This window comes from Chitinophaga sp. 180180018-3, assembly GCF_037893185.1.
Classification (GTDB): Bacteria; Bacteroidota; Bacteroidia; order Chitinophagales; family Chitinophagaceae; genus Chitinophaga.
The window spans coordinates 7,580,452-7,598,177 of sequence record NZ_CP140772.1 but is presented as its reverse complement, the minus strand read 5'-3'; the positions used below and the strand labels follow the sequence as shown (position 1 = coordinate 7,598,177).

Sequence of the window (17,726 nt, the reverse complement as noted above, 5' to 3'; positions counted from 1 at the left end):
AAAATCTTACGTATGTTCAAAAGCATATTTGATCAATATGAATGGGATGCTGTTAAGGAAAGTATTTATGCTAAAACATCCCGGGATGTGGAAGAGGCCCTGCATAAACAGCGCCGCTCCCTCAACGATTTCGCGGCACTCATTTCTCCCGCCGCAGCTCCTTATCTCAGCCAGATGGCGGCTATCAGCCATGAGCTGACGCTGCAGCGATTCGGCAATACCATGCAGATGTATATTCCCATGTACCTGTCCAACGAGTGCCAGAACATATGCACCTACTGCGGGTTCAGTCTTGATAACAAAATCCGCCGCAGAACGCTTTCTGCGACAGAAATATTAATGGAAACTGCCGTTATCCGGGAAATGGGCTTCGATCATGTGTTACTGGTGACGGGAGAAGCCAGCCAGATAGTTGGCACCGACTACTTCAAAAAAACGATACAATTACTCCGGCCACATTTTGCCAACATTTCCATGGAAGTACAGCCACTGGAAGAAGAAGATTACCGGGAATTAGCCTTGTTAGGACTGCATGCAGTACTGGTATATCAGGAGACCTACCATCAGAGCGACTATAAAAAACACCATCCCAGGGGGCGCAAGTCGAATTTCGAATACCGGCTGCATACCCCCGACCGGCTGGGCAGGGCTGGCATACATAAGATGGGACTGGGGGTACTTATCGGATTGGAAGACTGGCGTACCGACAGCTTTTTCACTGCGTTACATCTTTCTTACCTGGAAAAAACTTACTGGCAAACCAAGTACAGCATTTCGTTCCCCCGGCTACGACCCTTTTCCGGCGGACTGACACCTAAAGTAGTCATGGACGACCGGGAGCTGGTACAACTGATCTGTGCCTACCGGCTATTTAATCAGGAAGTGGAGCTGAGCATTTCCACCCGGGAAGAAGAGAAGTTCAGGGATAATATTGTGCGGCTGGGAATAACCTCTATGAGCGCGGCTTCGAAGACCAACCCTGGAGGGTATACTGTGGACCCTCAATCGCTTGAACAATTTGAGATTTCGGATGAACGAAGTGCTGTGGTGATAGCGGCCATGCTGAAAAAACAGGGATATGAACCGGTATGGAAAGATTGGGATTCCTCCCTTTCCTGAAAAAGAAAGGTGGCTGGTTAGACCACCTACTCGGTTATTGTTTGTTTTTCATGGGGAGGTTAAAAGTCATACAAGAGAAACTTCTCTCAATCAGATTAAAATTAACACATGAGATCCAAAATCTTTAGGCGGATCTCTAAACTGAACAAAATGAACAGCAACTCAGCCATTGAACAACACAGACCTGATCGGGCCTTGCCATAAGATGAAGTTAGACTAAAAATCTACTGTTACAACATAAAAAATGGGCTGCTCCAAATCATATGAAGCAGCCCTGTACCGAAAATCCCGTAGTTGCCATATTACTTATCAATATAAGTATGATTGGAATTTCTCTTATCCAAAAATAATATGGCTATAGTGAACAACCGCTTTACTGGTTGATTTGAACAAAAAGAACAGACTGAAGGAGAATGCACAAAATGCTACTGGCCCACCACATCCCGGTAACTTTTTATTGTTTCATGTGCTTCCTTAACACTTTCCCGTTGTTTGGCGATCAGATCTCTCAAAGCAAGCGGCATGGGCACATCTATACTTAATGCGTCTGCGTAGGCGCGTTGTACCGCATCATCTCCGTATTCGCAGGAGGAAAAAAGGGAATACCTGTCTGTTCCCGTGAACCTGGTCTTAATCGCCGTCCAGGCATCGTAAATTCTTCCTCCCATAGTAGTTGCTGCAGACATCCCCAGTAGTTCGAGCTGCTGATTAAGCGCAGCAATATGTTTCAGGCTGTCGTTGACCATATGTTGGAACAACGCTTTCAGATCCACATCTTCGGTAGCCATTTTTGCCTGTTTGTATCCTTCAATCCTGTCGTTATTGATCTTTACCAGGTCGCTAAGGACCGTGGTTAATTTTTCATCCCCGGACATGATCAAATATTTATGGTTAAAAAATGTCTGTTACCTCCTGTACACGATTCAAAAACCCATCCACTCTCCAAACCCCCTCTCACAAGGGCTTTGGGGCGGACGGTCCATTTGTATCCGTCCTTTTTTTTCACGTATGGTGGAGAAGGTTCCACATCCGGCGGAAGGTATTAATGCGGAGACAGCCGTTAGATGCGGGTCTTCTGATTGGCATAAATTTTCCGGTATTTTTGGTTCAAGGAATGAATCTATTCGCGAATCTAAAACCTTAACGACATGAACAGCCTGCTTTATCTGATTGCCGTCATCCTAATCATAGGGTGGATATTAGGTTTCTTCGTTTATTCTGCCGGTGCGTTGATACACGCTTTATTGATACTGGCCATTATTGCCATTTTAGTAAATATAATCAGGGGACGGGCACTGTAATATCAGGCCGTTTTCACCATTTTTCCCGTTTTGTATGTACTGCGCAACATATTGAATGGGATTTTTTATGCCCTCTGCAAAGGAAGTAAAACATCAGGCTACCTGTTGGTTTAGCTGCACTCCGCATTGGCAGGTTACGGCTATGTTATATCATACCTGTTCGTCCAGGTATTCTGCAGATTTCCTAACTTGGCATCATGAAAAGAAACCTGCTTTTAGTTATTACCCCTTTGCTGCTGGCCCTTTTCAGCTGCAGCACTTCCCGCAAAACCGGTTCTACCCCTAACAACTTCGGGCAACTGAAATTTATTGGCCAGGTAAATGTGCCGTACAATATGCCATATAATGGCACCGTCGTAGGCGGACTCTCAGGCATAGATTACGACCCGTCGGTGGACAGGTATTATCTTATTTCCGACGATCGCTCCGCAATCAACCCTGCCAGGTTCTATACCGCGCGGCTTTATTTCTCGGATAAGTCGTTCGATAGTGTAAAGTTCACTGCTGTCACCACCCTGCTGCAGGCAAACGGACAGGCATATCCAGATAGCAAAACCAATGCAGCGCTCACGCCCGATCCGGAAGCACTTCGCTACAATCCCGCCAAACAATGCCTGGTATGGAGTAGTGAAGGAGAACGGATTGTGAACGAGAAGGATACTGTTCTGACCAATCCGGGTGTTTACGAAATCCGTATGAACGGGCAGTACATCGATTCATTTGCCCTTCCGGCCCAATTCAGGATGCAGGCCACCGACAATGGCCCCCGCAGAAACGGCGTTTTTGAAGGACTTGGCTTTACCCCCGGCTATAAATATATGTTCGTAAGTCTGGAGGAACCACGCTATGAAGATGGACCCAGAGCAGATGTTCGGGATACTACTGCGTTTACCCGGCTCATTAAATTTGATAATCAGTCGCGGCAACCCGTGGCGCAATACGCCTATAAGCTGGAACCGGTTGCCTTTCCTCCCAGTCCGGCCAATGCTTTCAGCGTAAACGGAATTGCTGATATCATGGTCCTGTCTGACCAACAGATGCTTACACTGGAAAGATCCTTCTCCACAGGAGTAAAAGATTGCACTATCAAGGTATTCCTGACAGACGTAGGCAATGCCACGGATATCAGCCGGGTAAACTCCCTGCAGCAGGATACCCGCTTTAAACCTGCTACTAAAACCCTGGTGTTCAATTTCGCCAGCCTGGGCCGGTATATTGATAACATAGAGGGAGTGACCTACGGCCCGGTATTGCCCAATGGGCATAAAAGTCTGGTATTTGTGGCGGATAATAACTTTTCAGATAAAGAAGAAACCCAGTTTTTTCTTTTTGAGATTATCCCCTGAAAACCAACACTATTCATTGATTGTTAATTACAAAAACCTGCTTTATGAAACATCTGTCGCTGTTATTGTTATCAACTGCCTTCATTGCCTGCCAGCATTCCGGCAAATCGACCGGTATGGCGGATAGCACCGCCAATAATGATATGAACGTTGATACCGCCGCCTGGGCAACTTATTCAGGTACATTACCCTGTGCCGACTGCGAAGGTATTGTTACAGAGTTGTCGCTTGAGCGGAAGCAAGACCATCATTTTAACCTGAAAGAAACTTATCTCGGTAAAAACCTCACATTTCCGAGTGAGGGCATCTACAATATTGTACATGGCAGCCCGGCAGATCCAGGCGCCACGGTCATCCAGTTGAATCCTGACAAAGACAGGAACCTGCAGCGCTTTTTTCAGCAGATCGATAACCGGGAACTAAAACTGCTGGACGCCAATCAGAAAACGATAGAGGGAAATCGTAATTACTCTTTGAAAAGGGTGATTTAGGAGCGCTTGTAGTCTTTAGTTATTCATCTTTAGTAAAATGCAGTGGAGATAATCTTCGCTGCATTTTGCTAAAAGCTAAAACACACTTTTACAAAAAAGTCTCTTAAATTTAGCGGTGACCTGTGATTATTCATTATTCAATCGTGCTATGAACCGTTTCCTGAGCAAATTGATTTTATGCTTATTGCTCTCTTTCAATATATATGGCAGCACTCCAACGGATAGTTTACTCCGGGAGCTGAACAAGGCTATGGCCAGGTCGGCGTCTTACGACGCCGTTAAACTGCACGGAATAGATAGTATCAAGCGGAACCGGCCGGCAGCGGGCGATTCGCCGGATAAGCAATTCCAATATTGCCTGCAGCTTTATCACGCTTATCACGTTTTCAACTTTGATTCAGCCTTCATTTATGCCCGGCAAATGGAACACTGGGCACTTCAGCTTCAGGATCCTGACAAAATATTGCTCTCCCGGATCAAGATGGGCTACCTGTTATTGTCGTCTGGTATGTTCACCGAAGCAATGACGTTTATTAATACCCTCAATATCAATACGGCACCGGATAGTATAAAAGTTGATTTTTACCTGTTGAAAAGCAGATTGTATTACGATCTTGCTGATTATAACCAGGACCATTATTACACGCCGAGCTATATCAGAACCGGAGGCGCCTATACCGATTCTGCTTTACAGCTAATGGATCCCGCATCTTTTGAGTATAAGCGCAACAGGGCTTTGCAGTTGTTTAAATCCGGTAATATCCCCGGTGCGTTGGCAGTTTATCCCAACATCGACCGACCGGAAATCAACGACCGGCAGCTGGCGATGGCGGCCTGCAGCCTGGGTGGTATTTACACCGAAGTACACAGGAAAGACACCGCCATTCAACTGCTGATAAAATCGGCCCTTGCCGATATCAGGAGCTCCACTAAAGAAACGATGGCTTCTTATATGCTTGCTACCCTGCTTTTTGAAAAAGGAGATATCAGGAATGCTTCGCATTGCGTCGAAAAAGCCATCTCGGAGGCTGTTTTTTATGGAGCCCGGCAGCGCAAGGTGATGGTAAGCAGTATTTTACCAATCATTGAAGATGAAAGGATCAATACAGCTGAAGACAGGAACAAGTCGCTGCTGATCTATGCTTCCATTGTTACCCTGCTGCTTATTGCAGTGATAATACTGGCAGTTACTGTATTCCGGCAGGTCAGGCAGTTAAAAACCGCCCAGCAGATCATCACCGCAGCGCATCAGCAGCAACAGGTGATCAATCACCAGTTAATGGAAGCCAATAAGATCAAAGAAGAATATGTTGGCTACTGCTTTAATATCAATGCCGGTTATATCAGCAAGATTGAAAAACTAAAGCAGCAACTGGAGCAAAAGATAGCTGATAACAAACCATCAGAACTGCGTTTCGTTGTAAACAATATCAATATCAGGCAGGAAAGGGAGGAGCTGTTTACCAGCTTCGACCGGATATTCCTGAAGATCTTTCCTCATTTCGTAGCGGAATTCAATGCCTTGTTTGACAAGGAGAACCAGATCCTGTTAAAAGACAATGAGCTGCTGAATACGGATATACGGATTTTTGCGTTGATTCGCCTGGGAATTACCGATAACGAAAAAATTGCACGCATACTTGAATACTCAGTGAATACCATCTACACTTATAAAACCCGGATAAAAAAACGTTCCATTGTACCACCTGAAGAGTTTGAAAACCGGATTATGGATATAAAAGCACTCTGACGGGATTCATATGTGATTTATATATATTCGTATATAACAAATTGATTTTAAACACACTACTAAAGAAACAGCCGCCTGAGTTGTTTATATTTTTGATATTTCCATTGTAGAAATTGTCCTCAAGATGATTGATAGGTTACTTTGGCTCAACACCGGGGCTGTGGTCCACGTTAATGTATAGTAATTAAACTCCCCATCCGGTGTTAAACAATCAATCTTTCGGCGTCAGTATTCCAGATGCTGTACTCCGGGAAATCCATCTTCCTAAAAATATGTTTATGATCAATTCGCATTGCACCTATCATGCGATAAAGGCGGTTATTCGTACAGGCTTACTGTTGTTGCTGTTCTATTCCTCTGCACGGGCTCAGCAGGTAAAAAAGATCGGTAAAGTAAACACCGTAAATATTTCCGGACAACAGATCAGGATCAATGCAGAAAACGCCTATGTGGAGATTACCGCATACAGTCCGTCTGTGATCAGAGTGCGCATGGATCAACATCCGCTGGGCGCCGACTTTTCCTATGCAGTAACTGCAAAGCCGCAGCCTACGCGGATACAGACCACTCAGAATAGCCAGGAGATTGTTGTCACTACCGATTCCCTGCAGCTGCATATCGGCCGCGACCCGTTTTCAGTGCGATTCCTGACACCTTCCGGGGAGGTGATTAACGAAGATGAGACCGGGCTGACGACCTCGTGGATAGGTAATGAAGTCACCACCTACAAGAAAATGCAGGAGAACGAGCGGTTTATCGGGTTAGGTGAAAAAACCGGGAACCTTGATCGCAGAGGGGAGGGGTATACCAACTGGAACTCTGATAAATTCGGTTATGCCACCAACCAGGATCCTATTTATGCGACCATCCCGTTTTACATCGGCATACATCACCATATCAATTACGGAATATTCTTCGACAATACCTTTCAGAGTGATTTTAACTTCGGTGCGAGCAACAACCGTTTTTCATCTTTTGGTGCCAGGGGCGGTGAAATGAATTATTACTTCATTTACCACCCTCAGGTAGCAGATATCATTGCGTCTTATACATTCCTGACCGGCCGTATACATATGCCGCCAATGTGGAGTTTGGGCTACCAGCAGAACCGGTATAGCTATTACCCTGATACCGAAGTGCTGCGGATTGCACAAACACTAAGGGAGAAAAAGATACCGGCAGATGGTATCACCCTGGATATTCATTACATGGATGCTTATAAGCTTTTCACCTGGAACCGTGAGCGTTTTCCACATCCCGGTCAGTTAAGCAGGCAATTGGATAAAATGGGCTTTAAACTGACGGTGATTGTAGATCCGGGTATCAGGGTAGAGGAGGGCTATCCTGCTTACGAAAGTGGTAAAAAGGAAAACATCTTTATCAAATACAGCGATGGTCAGAATTATACCGGCCAGGTGTGGCCCGGCTGGTGCCATTTCCCGGACTTCACCAGCGTCAAAGGCCGGGAGTGGTGGAAAGGCCAGGTAAAATCGTATGTACATGACGGTATCCGCGGTATCTGGAACGATATGAATGAAATTGCCACCTGGGGCCAGAAAATGCCTAACAATGTGTTGTTCGACTACGAAGGGCATCCGGTTACTCATCTGCAGGCGCATAATATTTACGGATTGCAGATGGTGCGCGCGAGTTACGAAGGCACCCGAGAAGAATTGAAAAAACGTCCTTTTCTGCTGACCCGTGCCGCCTATGCCGGTTCTCAGCGCTATAGCGCTATCTGGACAGGCGATAACCGTGCAGAAGAAGATCACATGCTGTTGGGTGTTCGCCTGCTGAACAGCCTGGGCCTAAGCGGAATGCCCTTCGCCGGCATGGACATCGGCGGATTCACCGGCAACCCGACCGTCAGTTTATATGCCCGCTGGATGCAGATTGGTGCATTTATCCCTTATTTCCGTAATCACACAGGAGTAAATACTAAATCGTCCGAACCATGGGCATACGGAGAAGAAGTTTTGGAAATCGCCCGCAATTATATCAACCTGCGCTACAGGTTACTTCCTTATCTGTATAGTTCCATGAATGAAGCTGCCCGCACAGGCATGCCCGTGATGCGTACCCTGGCTATTGAGCATACATTCGATCCCAACATCTATGATACCCGCTATCAAAACCAATACGAGTATGGCAATGCGTTTATGATAGCTCCTTTCGAAAGCACCAAAGAATTTGGACAAATCTATTTCCCCGAAGGGAAATGGTACAACCTTTACAATGATACTATTACCTCCGGGGGACAGGCAGTTATTTCCCCGTTAAGTGTCAAATCATTGCCGGTGTTTGTGAAAGAAAGCAGTATCATTCCCATGCAGTCACTTATACAAAATACGGCTGAAAAACCATCCGACACCCTCGTCCTTCATATCTACAAAGGCAGTCGCGCTAATACCTTCGTTTACTATGAAGATGACGGGGAGAGCTTCGATAACGAAAACGGTGGCTATTATCAACGGGCTATTACCTATCAACCTGCCAATAAGAAAATCACATTGGAAAAACCAACCGGTAACTATACTTCTCAGTTCCGGTATATTTCCCTGGTTCTTCACGGGTTTGATACACAGAAAAATATATCCGTAAACGGAAACAGCATATCAGTACAAGCCGGCAATTATGCTTTCCTTTCTGCCATTTCCCGTTTCGATCCGCAGGGATTCGTTAGTCAGGCAGAACAATGCGCCGTACAGCAAATAACATTCACCAATAGTAATCAGCTTCTTAACGTGGATTTTTGATATCAGGTAAACGGTCCTCCGGATTCTCCGGAGGATCTTTGCTATATCAGATAATCCTGTTTAGCAACTGACTCATCAAATTTAGATGGCTGGTACGCATTGGATCTGCGTGCTGTTAAATCTTTCGGCAGGTAACACATTCTTAACATTATATTCATCATAACTTAACAGCAATATTAACAAAGCTTTCACACCTTGATATAGCTTTGTTCTAAATGTATTCGCGTTTTATCATACTAATTACGCTTCTCTTCTTCAGGGTATTCTTTACCCCGGTATGGTATAGCTTTAACATTAATCACTTAACGAATCCGGCCGGCACTTTTGAACATATCCGTGTTCATAAAAGACGCTCTGGTTTTACAGACGATATCTCTGTCACCGAAGCAATGGTGGCTGAAAGTCAGCAGGAAGAACAAAAACTCCTGCGGCAGGTACTTCGTCTGATTAAAAGACTACTGTTTCCCGACATCACTAAAGAAGAAACACTAAGCTGTTTCCATTCTACCGCTGGTACTTCTCCACTGTTCCTCAGGCACTGCGTCCTGCGAATCTGATTTGCGACATATACCCGATGATTGTTCAGTTTCCATGCTACTGAACACATCACTCATGCCATTGGCATGCCTCATAACAGTTCGTTTATGAGCAATAACTATTTGTGTATTTGTCCTTTCAAACAAATCAGCATTATGCGAAAGCTTTCCTCTTTATTATTTATTTCATCGCTATTCCTTATACTGTTAAATTCTTCCACTATCCTGGCACAGAGCACCAGGGCCGTTAGCGGTAAAGTAGAAGATGCCGAAGACCATTCGCCCATTATAGGCGCTGTAGTAACGCTCAAGAACTCAAGCAAAGGTGCAGTTACTGATGCAGAGGGTAACTTCACCATCAATGCCGGAAGCGATGGAGTACTCAATATCAACTTCTTAGGGTATAAACAAATTACTGTCAACATCGGTAGCCAGGCCAACCTGACCATTCTGCTGCAGAAAGATAATAAAGCGTTGAATGAAGTAGTGGTTACCGCACTGGGTATCAGCAAACAGGCCAAGGCGCTGGGTTACGCTGTGCAAACCGTTAACTCAAAACAACTCACCCAGGCACCCGATCCAAACCTGATCAATAACCTCGGCGGTAAGGTTGCCGGTGTAATCGTTACCAATGGCGGTGCTGGTGTGGGTTCCACTTCCCGTATCGTGATCAGGGGAGAGAATTCCTTCAATGGTACCAATCAGCCACTGTTTGTAGTAGATGGTGTTCCCATCAATAACGAAACATTCTTCAACAATGCTATCGAAAACTCTTCCAATCAGGGTACCTGGGCCGAAGTGGATTGGGGTAATGGCGCTGCAGAAATCAATCCTAACAACATCTCCAAGATCACTGTACTGAAAGGTTCTACAGCAGCTGCGCTGTACGGCTCCCGGGCTGCTAACGGCGCCGTGGTACTGACAACACAGAAAGGAACTTCTGAAAAAGGAAAGCTCGGCGTATCCTTCAATACTACCACTACTTTTGAATCTCCGCTGAAACTGCCACGCCTCCAAAATGAATATGGAGCCGGTGTAAATGGCTATCCTTCAAGCGGTACTCCTAATACTTATCAATTTGCAAATGGCGGCGGAGCCAGTGAGAACAACATTCCTAACTGGGGTTTGAAATTTGATCCGTCGTTGAAGGTAATTCAGTTCGACAGTCCAGCCGGTGACGGCTACCAGGCTGGCGACCTCGTTGCCCGCGGCATCAATCCCGGTTTAACAGTTACACCTACTCCCTGGGTGGGTCACGCAGACCATTTCCGCAAGTTCCTCCAAACAGGTTTAACCACGCAGAACAGTCTTGGTTTCGGTGGTACTACTGATAAAGGCAGCTATCACTTCTCTGTAGATCAGCTGTATAACAAAGGTATACTTCCAGGTACAGACCTGAGGCGTTATGGACTGGCTTTACGCGCTGATCACCACTTCAACGACAAACTTACTTCCGACTTCTTCATTAATTATATCAATAGCAGCAGCAGCAATCGCCCGAATATCGGTTACGGTTCTGAAAGCGTGATGTATACTTTCTTCGGCGTGTATGGCATGCCTATCAATATTGATATCAATTCTCTGAAGAAACAATGGCAAACAGGCAGGGATCAGCAAAACCAGTTCCGGTACTGGAATAACCACGATAATCCATACGTAACCCTGTATGACAACGTGAACAGCTTCAATAAAAACCGGATAATAGGAAATGCTTCACTGAAATATGCCATCAATTCACAGTGGGATGTAATGCTGAGAACAGGGTCTGATTTCTATGCCGACAACAGGGAAGGCCATCGTGCATTTACTTCTGTACGTTTCCCTACCGGAGGTTTCAGGACAGACAATGTGAACTATTTTGAGAATAACACCGACTTCCTCGTATCGTATCACAAAAAGCCAAGTCACCTTTTCAATGCCAGTGCATCTCTTGGTGGTAACCGCTTTATGCAGAACATTACTTATACACGTGATATCGCCAACTCTTTGATTACTCCGGGGCTCTACAATTTTTCAAATGCACAAAACCAGCTGCCGACACTGTATGAGAAGTTCGAAAAGATTGTGTACAGCTTATATGCATTTGCCGATTTTGACTACCGGAACCTCGTGTTCCTGAATGTTACCGGACGTAACGACCGCTCCAGTACACTGCCTTCAGGAAATAATTCCTACTTCTATCCATCTGCTTCATTGAGTGGTATCATCTCTGATATGGTTCATATGCCTTCTGCTATTTCCTTCCTGAAAGTGCGGGTTTCCGCCGCTCAGGTAGGTCGCGATGCCGATCCATATTCCATCAACAATACTTACATCACCAACACACCATTCAACACTTATCCGCTGACAACCGGCAATAATATATTAGCCAACAGTCATCTCAAACCGTCATCTACCACTACTACAGAAGCCGGCGTTGAAATCAGGTTCCTTCACAACAGACTCGGACTCGATGTAACTGTTTATCAGTCTAATACAAAAGACGAAGTGGTACAGCTTCCGATCGCCGTTTCATCAGGCTATACCAACGCTTATGTTAACGGTGGTAAGATCAACAACAAAGGGGTGGAGATCATGTTAACAGCTACGCCATTCCGCTCATCGCATCCTGATGGCTTCAACTGGGATATGAATTTCAACTTCAATCATAACGTAGGTAAAGTAGAATCGCTGCCTGATGGCATCAATACTTATGTATATGCACAGGTTACCCAGTACGATCGTTACTACAGAGCTATCCAGTACGATGCTAAAGTAGGGCAGCGGCTTGGGAACATGTATGGCAATGCCTTTGTAAGGGATCCTCAGGGAAATATTGTCTACAAAAATGGTATTCCTCAATTCACTACCACACAAAATTCACTGCTGGGTAACTATAACCCCGACTTCATCCTGGCCTGGTCTAATGAGCTGAGCTATAAGAACTTCAATATGAGCATCCTCTGGGACTGGCATCAGGGCGGTAAATTCTTCTCTTATACAGAGCTGGGGGTACTTGCAGGTGGTATGTCTGTTGAAACCCTTCCGGGAAGAGAAACCGGTGTTGTCGGAAAAGGTGTGATGCTGGATGGATCCGGCAAATATGTGCCCAATACAATTAAGGTGGATGCTGCCACCTATTACAATGGCTACTACAATGCTTCCAACAACGAAGCATTCATGTATGACGCTACCTACCTCAAACTCAGGGAACTTCGTATAGGCTACACCTTTAAAAACATCTTCGGTAATGCTTCCGGAGCAAAGCTTAATTTCTCGCTGGTGGCAAGGAATATCCTGGAATTTACCAAAAACAAGGATGTGGATCCGGAAACGCTTGCATTGCGCGGACAGCAGATCCTTCCTGGTACTGAGTTCCTGAGCATTCCGTCTACAAAGAGCATGGGCTTTTCTCTCGGTCTTAATTTCTAATGCAATTACCTAATTGAAAATCATGAAAAAGAACATATATATCATTGCGACGACCGTTATCAGTATCACACTGGGTGCCTGTTCAAAAGAACTCACCAATGTGAATAAAAATCCTAACTCGCTGGAGAAACCAGATCCAACAACATTGCTGTCCAATACGATCGTTACAGAGTTTTATAACAACGCCAATAACGTATGGACATTAGGAAACGGCTACAATCAATACATGACGTTCAGCCAGTCGTACTACGACCAGCCGACCCGTTATTCCCCGGTTACCAACGAGCCATACTGGATCCCCATGTATGAAGCAGCCCGTGATGCCAATACATTGTATTCACTGGCTCAGGCCAAGGGCAATCCGTTACTGCAGGCTGCCGCGCTCACATTGCGGTCTTATGCTTTTGCACAGCTGACTGAACTTTGGGGCGACATCCCATTCCTGCAGGCACTGAAAGGTAACACCGGCGTATATACGCCAGCATACGATCCGCAACAGACGGTTTATATGGATCCGGATCAGGGTATATTATCCAGCCTGAGAAGAGCCGACAGTCTGCTGAAGGCAAATCCATCGGGCCTCATGGAAGGGGATATGTTATTCTCCTCCAACACCGGTTTGTGGAGAAGCTTCATCAATGCACTGCGGTTACGTTACCTGCTTCGCGTATCTTCAAAAATGGACGTAAGCGCGGAAATGCAATCTATCGCAGGAAGTGCGGCAGTGATGCAAAATGCAGCACAAAGTGGTGCACTGGCACTGCCAACCGTTACGCCATATAATTTTGTGAGCCTTACTGAGCGTTCAGGTGATTTTGCAGTTAAATACATGAACAGTACTTTGTACAATCAGTTTGTAACCACCGGCGACAGCGTTCGTATTGCTGCTTATTTTACAGTTAACGCCAATACCCCTGCCGGCGCACCTTTCAGCTTCAACAATTATGGTGGTATGCCGATGGTGATAGATGCCACGGCAACGCAAAGTGCCCAGTCATCTAACTTTAACAGCAGCTTTACCAAAGGAAATAATCCGGCACTCATCAAAGCAAGGATTATCACTTATGCAGAACAGGAATTCATCCTGGCAGAAGCTGCATTGAAAGGTTATATCAGCGGAGGCACCGCTGCTGCTGCCACACACTATAACAACGGTGTAACCGGCGCCTTTGCCGAAATAGGATTAAGCGCAGCTAATGCAGCCAGCTATCTTACTCATGCGACTGTTGCATTTGATGGCTCTACTCAAAACTCCGCATTGCGTCAGATCATTACCCAGAAATGGCTGATAAACATCAATAACGGATTTGAAGGATGGATCGAATTCAGACGTACCGGTTATCCTGACCTGCAAACAGGCGGTGCTGCAAATATGAACAATGGCGCTATCCCTACCCGGTTCCTGTATCCTACTTCCGAACAAACCATCAACAGCAGCAACTATGCAGCAGAAGTGACCAGAATGGGCGGAAAAGAGAACACTGTTTACAAAGCCTGGTGGGAAAAATAAATTAATCCCCCAAACACCGGAGTAGTTGCTACTCCGGTGTTTCCCCTGATAAATACACTATACTATGGCTTACACACAGGCAGAGATACAGGAGCTTTCTATAAAGTTCAATGGGTTTACCAGGTATGAAGACAAACTCAAATTCTACGATCAGCAATTCAATATACTGCCATTCACTTTACCCGCTTTCGAAACAAACCTTTTCAATTTCTTCTCAGAAGAAAATCTGCGGCGATTTGAGGCTATATTACGGGAAGAAAGGAACAGTGGCATTGCAACTCATCGGTGCTTTTTCTTTGATAAAGAACAATATATTTTCAGCGTCAGGCCGGTAAACTCGAACTACCTCGTGTTCAACAATTATCTTATCAACAGGTTCCTGCAAACAGGCGCTTATATAAAGGCAACCATCAAGCAGGAAGCGGATCTCATACAGGAAAGCAGATCTCCGCTGGCAATTATGCTGGCATCTGCCAAAGAAATGGTAAACCTGCTGGAAAGACGAGTGGCGATGGATCCCCGCAGAAATGCCCTCACACAGTTTGCCACCGTTTTCTTTAAGGGCCTGTCGGATTTCAGGGCCTGGAAAGTCCCTGCCATTTCTTCTAAGAGGAAGAAGATCATTGAGCTATATCTCTATACTTTAGGATTTGTTTATGGTGAATACATGCATGCGCTGCAATTTCATCATGCCAGTCAATACGCCAATGAAACACCCGTTGATATTCAGGGGAAGATATTATTGCTGAAGGAATTCGGATTTATTGACGCTATCAGAAGCCGTTATCCCTTTTTAAACAAAACCGATCTGGATCGTAAGATAGAAGATATCATTTATCTGATTACGGGAGAAAGAATGTCAGTTAGTTTTCTTCGTCAATAAAGTCACCATCCTTTCTGCCACTTACGCGCTATTTTCACCGCTGTTTCGAGCATATGCGGTGCCCATTTCTCAATTTGCCATTCGGATACAGCAAGGGACGAACTACCCAATGCAGTCATTGCCTCTTCGTAATCTGAGGACGATTCCAGTATAGTTGCAAGCTCCCGTTGTTGCTGGTATAACTTTTCATCTTCTATGGCCTTACCGGCAAGCGAGAATGATTTCGGAAGAAATTGATGCGGAGAGACACTTCTGCATTCACCCATCTCCCTAACTATATCCTTCATACGCAGGAAATCGCTACGGAACAAGTGACGACTTTCTTCCGTGGAAAGCGCATTCCCCAGCTGTTCCATTACTACGTACTTCAGATGCGGGCATTGGTGGATGGCCTGTTCCAGCAATCTGAATACATCTTCCGGCACGGCATCATCATGGGTATCACGACGTACCTTTCTGACAGATCCTGCAAGCGGCTCATCCCAGCTCCCTCCGGAAATATGTATTTCCCTGACCCGGTGAAGCGGGTATAGCATCATCATCTCTTCAAACGTCAGTTCAAAATTATGCAGCTGACAATAGAGATTATGAAGATCCAGGATGATAAAACCATTTACCGGCTCCAGCAATTTATCCAGGAATTCTCCATGACGCTTTACTTCTTCAAGAGAATAGGAAAAAGCGAGGTTCTCAAGTCCTACGGGGCAACGGCAAGCATCATAAATGCGCTTTAACCTGTCTGTTCCAATGCAGAGCGTAACGGTAGTATAAGGGATACTCAGCGGGGCTCCCTGGTGGAAGTCTTTCCCCGTCATAAAACCAAAATGTTCCGTAATGTGATCGAACTGAAAACGGGTACAGGTCTGCTTTAGTTGTTGCAGCCACTGCTCCTGTTCAGGCAGCCATTTTCCGGAGAAAAGCGAAAAGAAAACACCGTGTCCGACAAGGCGTCCTTCATGGCTGAAAGCAGTCAGCAGTTCCATGAACCAGGGCGGCATTTCATTCACTTTAAACAGCGTGTCGAACGACCATTCTATCGCATCTATCTTTGATTCTTCCAGCAGAGGAAGGCAGGCAGCAAGCAGGTGGTTATCGAGATTACAGGCAACGGTTGATAATATTTTCTGCATCTCCCAGGCGTTGAATTTTACAGATCATCCCATTCCGCAGGCAGGACATCCATCGGGCATTTGTTGCTTAGGTCCTTTTGCTTCTTTCTTTTTAGGGTCTGTCTGGTTGTCCTTTTTACAGGAGGTAACAGTAGTTTGTACTGCAATGCCAATGAGAATAGCGCTAAGTAGAGATTTAGATAATTTCATGTTTTCATATTTAACGTGAAAGGATAAATTGTGCTTTGCACACTTGTTAAACGAGGAGCTTTTATAAAGGTTACAGCGAAAAATTATCAAGTTGATAATTTACGCAACAGACGGGAACAGGGCTTTCTGTGCTCTTAGAGAAAGCCCTGTTAATATGTTTATTGCTGCTTTTTTCTCATAGCCGCATTCTCCTTTTCCAGCTGGAGCACACGCTGTTGAACGCTTTCCAGTTTCTTCTCCTGAGATATAAGATAGAGTGTTAATTCTTCTACCTTTTGCAATAACTTCCTGTTCATATCTCCCAGGTCAATTCCATCCTCTTTTACTTCTTTTTCAGACGGGATATCGGGGAGGTGGTTATTGCTGGCAATATAATCAGCAACATATTGCAGGGTAGGCAGTTTGTATTCCGGATGAAAAACGAAATCAGCCCATGTGCTTTGTTCCACTCTTACTTTCCGGGCTCCGATGGTGCCGTTTACCGCCAGTTTGTAACCGTTGTTAAATGCTGTTCCGATACTTACATTTCCTCCTCCTTTTGCTATGATAACATTACCGGAAGAAGCGAAATTCATATAAAGATTTTTGTCAGAACCAGCAGTATTAGTTTCCAGGTCAAGATATCCTTCATTGCTGCCTCTGATTTTGCCACCGGAAAGCGCTCCGAAATACGTCCAGTCGTTATAGGCATTTCCTAAAATAGCGGCAGCGCGTTCGCCATTACTTTGTACTACCACTTTCGCAACATGCAATCCGGCAAGCGGATCTTCTGTACCTACTCCCACATTTCCACTGGTGGTGATGGTCATGACATCTTGCCAGACTGCGGAGTTACTCCTGGCTGCAATCCGCAGGTCAGTTCTGCCGCCGGGGTCTGTAGAATAGATTCTGTGCCCGAATCCACTACCATAAGGAGAAGTATTCCAGACGATACTTTTGTTAATGCCTGCACTATAAAGGCTGTCGAATTGCTGCGCTACAGCTTTACCAGTAAAGAATATACAGCATAGGAACAGATGGGATAAGGTTTTTTGCTTCATTGTTAAATAATTTAATTGTTGTGCGGTAACGGTCCAGGATTTTTTTATCAGACAGAATCAGGGATCACCTGTCAGGTAAAGGTTAAACAAAGATTTTATGTAAGATAATCTATTTCTCTAAAGAGGTGGAGGAAAGAAAAATTTAGTGTAGATTTATTTTCTATCATTAAAAAACTCAGGTTGTTCAAAACAATATAACCCTAAATTCAGGCTGTTAATTTCCTCCTGACGACTTTGAATACCCGTGATAGGCCCAATAGAGTA

The 17,726-nt window shown here is 45.1% G+C and carries 14 protein-coding genes; 10 read left to right on the top strand and 4 right to left on the bottom strand.

Going from position 1 to position 17,726, the window contains the following annotated elements:
- The first annotated feature begins 12 nt into the window (after positions 1 to 12).
- On the top strand, positions 13 to 1,119 hold the full coding sequence (gene thiH, locus UNH61_RS30075; RefSeq protein WP_326995727.1) for a 2-iminoacetate synthase ThiH: 1,107 nt from the start codon (positions 13 to 15) through the stop codon (positions 1,117 to 1,119).
- Between the two features lie 425 nt (positions 1,120 to 1,544).
- Here thiH and UNH61_RS30070 read toward each other — a convergent pair whose 3' ends face one another.
- Positions 1,545 to 1,994: a PA2169 family four-helix-bundle protein gene (locus UNH61_RS30070; RefSeq protein WP_326995726.1), complete on the bottom strand. Its 450-nt coding sequence runs from the start codon at positions 1,992 to 1,994 to the stop codon at positions 1,545 to 1,547.
- 273 nt (positions 1,995 to 2,267) lie between these two features.
- Here UNH61_RS30070 and UNH61_RS30065 point away from each other — a divergent pair, with 273 nt between their 5' ends.
- The 9 genes from UNH61_RS30065 to UNH61_RS30025 all read left to right on the top strand — a co-directional run bounded on the left by UNH61_RS30065 (position 2,268) and on the right by UNH61_RS30025 (position 15,103).
- Entirely contained in the window at positions 2,268 to 2,420 is a 153-nt protein-coding gene (locus UNH61_RS30065; RefSeq protein ID WP_326995724.1) for a lmo0937 family membrane protein, read from the top strand.
- Between the two features lie 197 nt (positions 2,421 to 2,617).
- Positions 2,618 to 3,766, top strand: coding sequence for an esterase-like activity of phytase family protein (locus UNH61_RS30060; protein ID WP_326995723.1), 1,149 nt, complete (start codon positions 2,618 to 2,620; stop codon positions 3,764 to 3,766).
- Positions 3,767 to 3,810: 44 nt separating this feature from the next.
- Complete coding sequence (locus tag UNH61_RS30055; protein ID WP_326995722.1) at positions 3,811 to 4,257, top strand: copper resistance protein NlpE; 447 nt, start codon at positions 3,811 to 3,813, stop codon at positions 4,255 to 4,257.
- Positions 4,258 to 4,405: 148 nt separating this feature from the next.
- The gene (locus tag UNH61_RS30050) at positions 4,406 to 6,007 is read left to right on the top strand and encodes a DUF6377 domain-containing protein (RefSeq protein ID WP_326995721.1); all 1,602 of its coding nucleotides are present in this window, start codon (positions 4,406 to 4,408) and stop codon (positions 6,005 to 6,007) included.
- A 278-nt stretch (positions 6,008 to 6,285) separates the two neighbouring features.
- Positions 6,286 to 8,763, top strand: a complete 2,478-nt coding sequence (locus tag UNH61_RS30045) for a TIM-barrel domain-containing protein (protein ID WP_326995719.1) — start codon at positions 6,286 to 6,288, stop codon at positions 8,761 to 8,763.
- A 215-nt stretch (positions 8,764 to 8,978) separates the two neighbouring features.
- Complete coding sequence (locus UNH61_RS30040) at positions 8,979 to 9,320, top strand: hypothetical protein (RefSeq protein WP_326995718.1); 342 nt, start codon at positions 8,979 to 8,981, stop codon at positions 9,318 to 9,320.
- Positions 9,321 to 9,455: 135 nt separating this feature from the next.
- A complete protein-coding gene (locus UNH61_RS30035) occupies positions 9,456 to 12,710 on the top strand; it encodes a SusC/RagA family TonB-linked outer membrane protein (protein WP_326995717.1) in 3,255 nt (1,084 codons plus the stop codon).
- A gap of 22 nt (positions 12,711 to 12,732) precedes the next feature.
- On the top strand, positions 12,733 to 14,220 hold the full coding sequence (locus UNH61_RS30030; RefSeq protein WP_326995716.1) for a SusD/RagB family nutrient-binding outer membrane lipoprotein: 1,488 nt from the start codon (positions 12,733 to 12,735) through the stop codon (positions 14,218 to 14,220).
- Between the two features lie 64 nt (positions 14,221 to 14,284).
- The gene (locus UNH61_RS30025) at positions 14,285 to 15,103 is read left to right on the top strand and encodes a hypothetical protein (protein WP_326995714.1); all 819 of its coding nucleotides are present in this window, start codon (positions 14,285 to 14,287) and stop codon (positions 15,101 to 15,103) included.
- 2 nt (positions 15,104 to 15,105) lie between these two features.
- Here the strand turns inward: UNH61_RS30025 and UNH61_RS30020 are convergent, their stop codons facing one another.
- The 3 genes from UNH61_RS30020 to UNH61_RS30010 form a co-directional block, all read right to left on the bottom strand.
- Positions 15,106 to 16,233 (bottom strand): DUF692 family multinuclear iron-containing protein, encoded by a 1,128-nt coding sequence (locus UNH61_RS30020; RefSeq protein ID WP_326995713.1) that lies wholly within the window; start codon positions 16,231 to 16,233, stop codon positions 15,106 to 15,108.
- A gap of 24 nt (positions 16,234 to 16,257) precedes the next feature.
- A complete protein-coding gene (locus UNH61_RS30015; RefSeq protein ID WP_326995712.1) occupies positions 16,258 to 16,422 on the bottom strand; it encodes a hypothetical protein in 165 nt (54 codons plus the stop codon).
- Positions 16,423 to 16,580: 158 nt separating this feature from the next.
- The gene (locus tag UNH61_RS30010; protein ID WP_326995711.1) at positions 16,581 to 17,462 is read right to left on the bottom strand and encodes a hypothetical protein; all 882 of its coding nucleotides are present in this window, start codon (positions 17,460 to 17,462) and stop codon (positions 16,581 to 16,583) included.
- Positions 17,463 to 17,726: the final 264 nt, after the last annotated feature.